Source organism: Holdemanella sp. (assembly GCF_056804935.1).
Genome location: NZ_DBMEXE010000113.1, coordinates 1 through 5,135, shown reverse-complemented (window position 1 = coordinate 5,135; position 5,135 = coordinate 1). Strand labels below are relative to the sequence as shown.

5 protein-coding genes are annotated in these 5,135 nt (G+C 37.2%); all 5 read left to right on the top strand.

Annotated elements, in window-relative coordinates; all coding sequences use genetic code 11:
* The first annotated feature begins 296 nt into the window (after nucleotides 1-296).
* Nucleotides 297-1,892, top strand: a complete 1,596-nt coding sequence (locus ACZQCL_RS06135) for an ABC1 kinase family protein (protein WP_227993353.1) — start codon at nucleotides 297-299, stop codon at nucleotides 1,890-1,892.
* A gap of 11 nt (nucleotides 1,893-1,903) precedes the next feature.
* Entirely contained in the window at nucleotides 1,904-2,398 is a 495-nt protein-coding gene (gene lspA / locus ACZQCL_RS06130) for a signal peptidase II (RefSeq protein ID WP_227993355.1), read from the top strand.
* Nucleotides 2,380-3,294 (top strand): RluA family pseudouridine synthase, encoded by a 915-nt coding sequence (locus ACZQCL_RS06125; RefSeq protein ID WP_482482259.1) that lies wholly within the window; start codon nucleotides 2,380-2,382, stop codon nucleotides 3,292-3,294. The genes lspA and ACZQCL_RS06125 overlap by 19 nt, the downstream gene beginning before the upstream one ends.
* A complete protein-coding gene (locus ACZQCL_RS06120; RefSeq protein WP_154555702.1) occupies nucleotides 3,294-3,773 on the top strand; it encodes a deoxycytidylate deaminase in 480 nt (159 codons plus the stop codon). The genes ACZQCL_RS06125 and ACZQCL_RS06120 overlap by 1 nt, the downstream gene beginning before the upstream one ends.
* A 178-nt stretch (nucleotides 3,774-3,951) precedes the next feature.
* On the top strand, nucleotides 3,952-5,135 hold a 1,184-nt coding region (locus ACZQCL_RS06115), incomplete at its 3' end, for a MucBP domain-containing protein (RefSeq protein WP_482482256.1).

Genomic DNA, 5,135 nt, shown 5'->3' with positions numbered 1-5,135 from the left:
CAAAATATACAAAAAAAGACAATTTCATTTCGAAAATTGCCTATATACAATAAAAAGCCCATGTCCTTACGAAAAGGTATAGGCTTTTGTCAACAATCTGAGGAACAGTTTATACTGTTTCTTTTTGATTTTTAACAAGTGTGTTAAAATACTGTTATGGTGAAAAATAATAGAGACTGGAGTCGTTTGTTGAGAATGATTCTGGTGGATGATAAAAAGAAGTCAAATTCGCTAAGGAATTTAAAAAGGGGTAAAGTGACAAATACGCCTTTGCGTAGAAAGCAGGATGTGAAACGATGAGTGATACGAATACGATGTCAACGAGTGCAAGGTTTGCGCAGATTGTATCTATATTAAGAAAACATCATATCCAAAAGGGAATGGATCCCGTTAAGTTACGTATGATACTTGAAGACTTGGGTCCTACTTTCGTTAAGATTGGACAAATTATGTCGACAAGACAGGATCTGTTTTCTGAGCGTTATTGTAAAGAGTTGATGAAGCTTCGTTCGCAGGCAAGTCCCATGCCTTTTTCTATGGTTGAACAAATCATTCAAGAGACGTATGGCGATTTATTTCAAGAAGAGTTTGAAAGTATTGATGAGATTTGTCTAGGTTCAGCATCTATTGCGCAGGTGCACGCTGCTACTTTGAAGTCTAAAAAACGAGTTGTACTTAAGATTCAGCGTCCTAAGATCTATGAGTGGATGGAACGGGATGTGGCCTTGTTAAGAAAGGCTGTTAAGATATTGAATCTTTCAGATATTGTATCAAGCGTAGTGGATCTAGATATGGTCATCGATGAATTTTGGACAACCGCAAAACAGGAGATGGATTTTACGATTGAGGCTCAATTTGCGAAACGCTTTAAGAATGATTATAAGGATTGTAAGTTTATTGATGCGCCAAAGATTTATGATGAATATACAAGAAAGAATATTCTGGTGATGGAATATGTGGATGGCATTGAGATCAATGATTCAAAAAAATTAGATGAACTGGGCTATGATCGTAGTGAGATAGCGGATAAATTGGCATTTAATTATATTTCACAGATTATTGAAAATGGTTTCTTTCATGCGGATCCACATTCGGGAAATTTAAGAATTCGTGATAATCAAATCGTATGGATTGATTTTGGTATGATGGGCACTTTAGATGCGAATGAGCGTGAAACGATGAAGGAGGCTGTTCGTGCCATTGCCTTGAGGGATACACAAAAGTTAGTGGATTGTATCTTGATGATAGGGGATTGTAAAAAGGAGATTGATTATACGGCTTTTTGTGCGGATATGGATCGTTTTGTGAATCAATATTTGAGTGTTCCATATTCAGAAATTGATGTTGCCAAACTGATTCAGGATATGTTTTCAATTTGTCATGTATATTCGATTTCTTTGCCTAAAGGCATTAGTATGTTAGCTCGTTCTATGATGACGATTGAAGGAACGTTAACGGCTTTAGATCCGAATATGAATACGATGAAGATTGCGATGAGTCATAAGTCAAGTTTGACAAAAATTGATTGGGAGAAAGAAATCAAGTCGGGATTTAAGCGTAGTATTGATGCGCTTTCTCGTTCGGTGGATATTCCTGTGCAGGCAAGTGATGTGTTGAAGATGGTTCAAAGAGGACAGATCAAGGTAAATTTGAATCTAATGGGTTCTCAAGCTCCACTTGCCAAGATTGATCAGATGGTGAATCGTTTGATTGTATGTGTGTTGATTGCCGCTTTGGTTGTGGGTTCAAGTTTGATTTGTACGACAAAGATGAAGCCGATGATTATGGGAATACCAGCACTAGGATTTTTTGGGTACATCATTGCGATTGGGATGAGTGTATGGTTGTTTTTTAAGATGTTATTTTTGCATCGAAAAAACAAGTCTTTTTAAAGGGGAAGTATATGAAAAAAGGTAAAACTACAGTGGCTTCACTATTGATTGTGTTGGTCACTTTGGGACTGGATCAATGGACAAAGTGGGCTGTTGAGAAGTCTATCGCATTAAATGATTCGGTTGAAATGATCAATCATTTCTTTTATTTGACATATGTTCGAAATACAGGTGCAGGTTTTAGTATGTTTGCGGAAGCTGGAATGGGTTTCTTTGCCGCACTTACCATTATTGCCTTAGTTGGTATGGTATATATGTTTTTTAAAACGAATGATTCGCGTTATCAGATTTGTTTATCTTTAGTTTTTTCGGGAGCTATTGGAAACTTTATCGATCGTATGACGCTAGGCTTTGTAAGAGACTTTTTTAGTTTCTATATTTTTGGCTATCCATTTCCCGTATTTAATGTAGCAGATATCTGTATTACAGTAGGTATCGCATTAATATTAGTAAGTATGTTTATAGATGATAAGAAGGAGCAAGCAAGATGGAAACAAGAATCTTAAAGATAGATGAAGATACTAAATTGGATCGTTTGGATAAGGTTCTTGCGGAAAAATTGGATTTTTCACGTAAGAGAATTAAGGATTTATTAGACGAAGGAAATGTCTTGGTCAATCAAAAGGTTATGAAGGCAAGTTATAAAGTTTGTGTAGGAGATGAAATCGAGGTTTCTATTCCTAAACTAGATTCTATGGAAGTTCTTCCTGAACCAATTGATTTGGATATTGTATATGAGGATCATGATATTATTGTGATCAATAAGCCAAAGGGCATGGTTGTGCATCCAGCTCCTGGTCATTATTCTGGAACTTTAGTGAATGCGTTGTTGTATCATTGTAAAGATTTGAGTGGTATTAATGGGGTGATGCGTCCAGGCATCGTACATCGTATTGATAAGGATACGTCAGGATTATTGGTTGTTGCCAAGAATGATGTGGCCCATGAATCTTTAAGTCAGCAATTACAGGATAAAACGTGTCATCGTGAATATGTAGCTATTGTACATAATCCTTTTACGCACGAGCATGGTACGATTCATGCACCAATTGGTCGTGATGAAAAGGATCGTCAGAAGATGGCGGTTACCGCAAATAATTCGAAGGATGCGATTACGCATTTTACAGTATTGGAAAACTTCAAGAAATTTGCGTATATCAAATGTCAGTTAGAGACGGGTAGAACACATCAAATTCGTGTTCATATGCAGTATATTGAACATCCAATCGCAGGAGATCCTAAGTATGGTCCTAGAAAAACAATTCAGGCCAATGGTCAGTTGTTGCATGCGTGTGCGTTGGAGTTTGTGCATCCTACGACAAAGGAAAAGATGCGTTTTGAGATTGGTTTAGAACCTACTTTTGAAAGAGTTTTAAATGAACTTAGAGAAGGGGAAGAATAATGCGTGATGATGTATTAAGTTGGGATCAATATTTTATGGGCATGGCTCATTTGAGTGCAAAGCGTTCAAAGGATCCAAATACGCGTGTAGGAGCTTGTATAGTCAATCCTCAAAAAAGAGTGGTTGGACTTGGCTACAATGGTTTTCCTTATGGTTGTGAAGATGAGGAGTTTCCTTGGGATCGAGATGGTGAATTTCTTGAGACTAAGTATCCTTATGTTGTGCATGCCGAATTAAATGCGATTTTAAATAGTATTCAAGACCTTCATGGTTGTACTTTATATGTATCGTTATTTCCCTGTAATGAATGTGCAAAGGCCATTATCCAGGCTGGTATTTCTTGCGTAGTATATGAAAGTGATAAGTATGATGGAACTGAAGGCAATATTGCCAGTAAGCGTATGTTTCATGAGGCGGGAGTAAAGCTTGTACAGCTTCCTTATGAGATTGATGTAGAAACAAAAATTAGTGAGCGTTAAGTCATCCGAAATGGGATGGTTTTTTTTTAAAAGTAAACGTTGTAAACAAATGAAAATTGTGTAACAAAAAAGACAAAGTTATATGTTTTATAACCACTTTATAACCGTTAAAATTCTATACTTTAGTTGTAGATGGGAAGGGTAACTATCTAAGAATAGAAAAGGAGGAAAATTGAATATGTTGAAGAACTTGAAGAGAGCATCGGCGATCATGTTGTCGCTTGCGATGGCTGTTCAGTTCGGATTGGCAGATACTTACTATGCGAATACGCTATCAGAAGAACCAATAATAGAAGAAACCCAAGAACAAGAACCGGTAACGGTTGAAGAGGGTTCGCAACAAGTGGCTGTCGAACAAACTGAAGCGCCTGCAATAGATGCGAAAGAAGAGTTTGTACAAGTACCTGAAACCAAGTCTGTAACATTAAGTTATGTAGCTGAAGATGGAACAATATTACGAGATGCTACCACTCATGAGTATGAGATGGGTTACAGCTTGAATTCGGATGCAAGTGTGATGTTGAATTTTGATGGTTATACCCTAAAAGATGTAGTTATGAATGATTCACAAATCGTAGCTGCAGCCCAGGCAAATTTAAATGTGACTTCAGATTTGACAAGTGTGAAATTTGTTTACCAGAAGGTAATGACAGAATCGCACCCAGAAGCAAATGAAGCTCAAGAAGAAAACAAAACTGAAGAAAAAGCAGAAGAAGATGCTGAGGCAGACCCAGAAGCGAAGGAAGAATTACCAGAGTATCCTGCATTTGATATGAGTGCTACAGCTGGAAACGTAACCGTTCATGTAACGGCGGCCGAAGGTGTTTTACCTAGTGGTGCACAATTAATCGTTAAGCGTGTTACAAGAAAAGCTATTTTGAACGCTGTTGAAGAAACAGTTACGGAAAAGGATAAAGAGGTTGATTCAGCTATAGCTCTGGATATTACGATTGTGAATGCAGATGGTATCGAAATTCAACCAAACGGAATTGTTAATGTTAGCTTTGAAAATGTAGCAGTTGGTGGTGAAGAAGTCAATGTTTACCATGTTACAGATGATGCAAGTACGGTAACTGAGGTTGCTACAAATACACAAAGCTTTGATGCAAATCACTTCTCAATTTATGTTATTACGGGTGAAAAGAAAGTCGAATTGACAACATTTAACTTTGTTGCTGAAGGTAATACAGTCAGTACACAAATTGTTAAAACGGGGGATACATTGATTACTCCAACTGCTCCAGATATTGCTGGAAAAGCATTTGTGGAATGGCAAGAAAATGGATCTAAGTTTGATGGCTTTGGTGCACAGACAATTACTAAGACTGAAACTCGTACAATTACTGCAAAATACGAAGACGC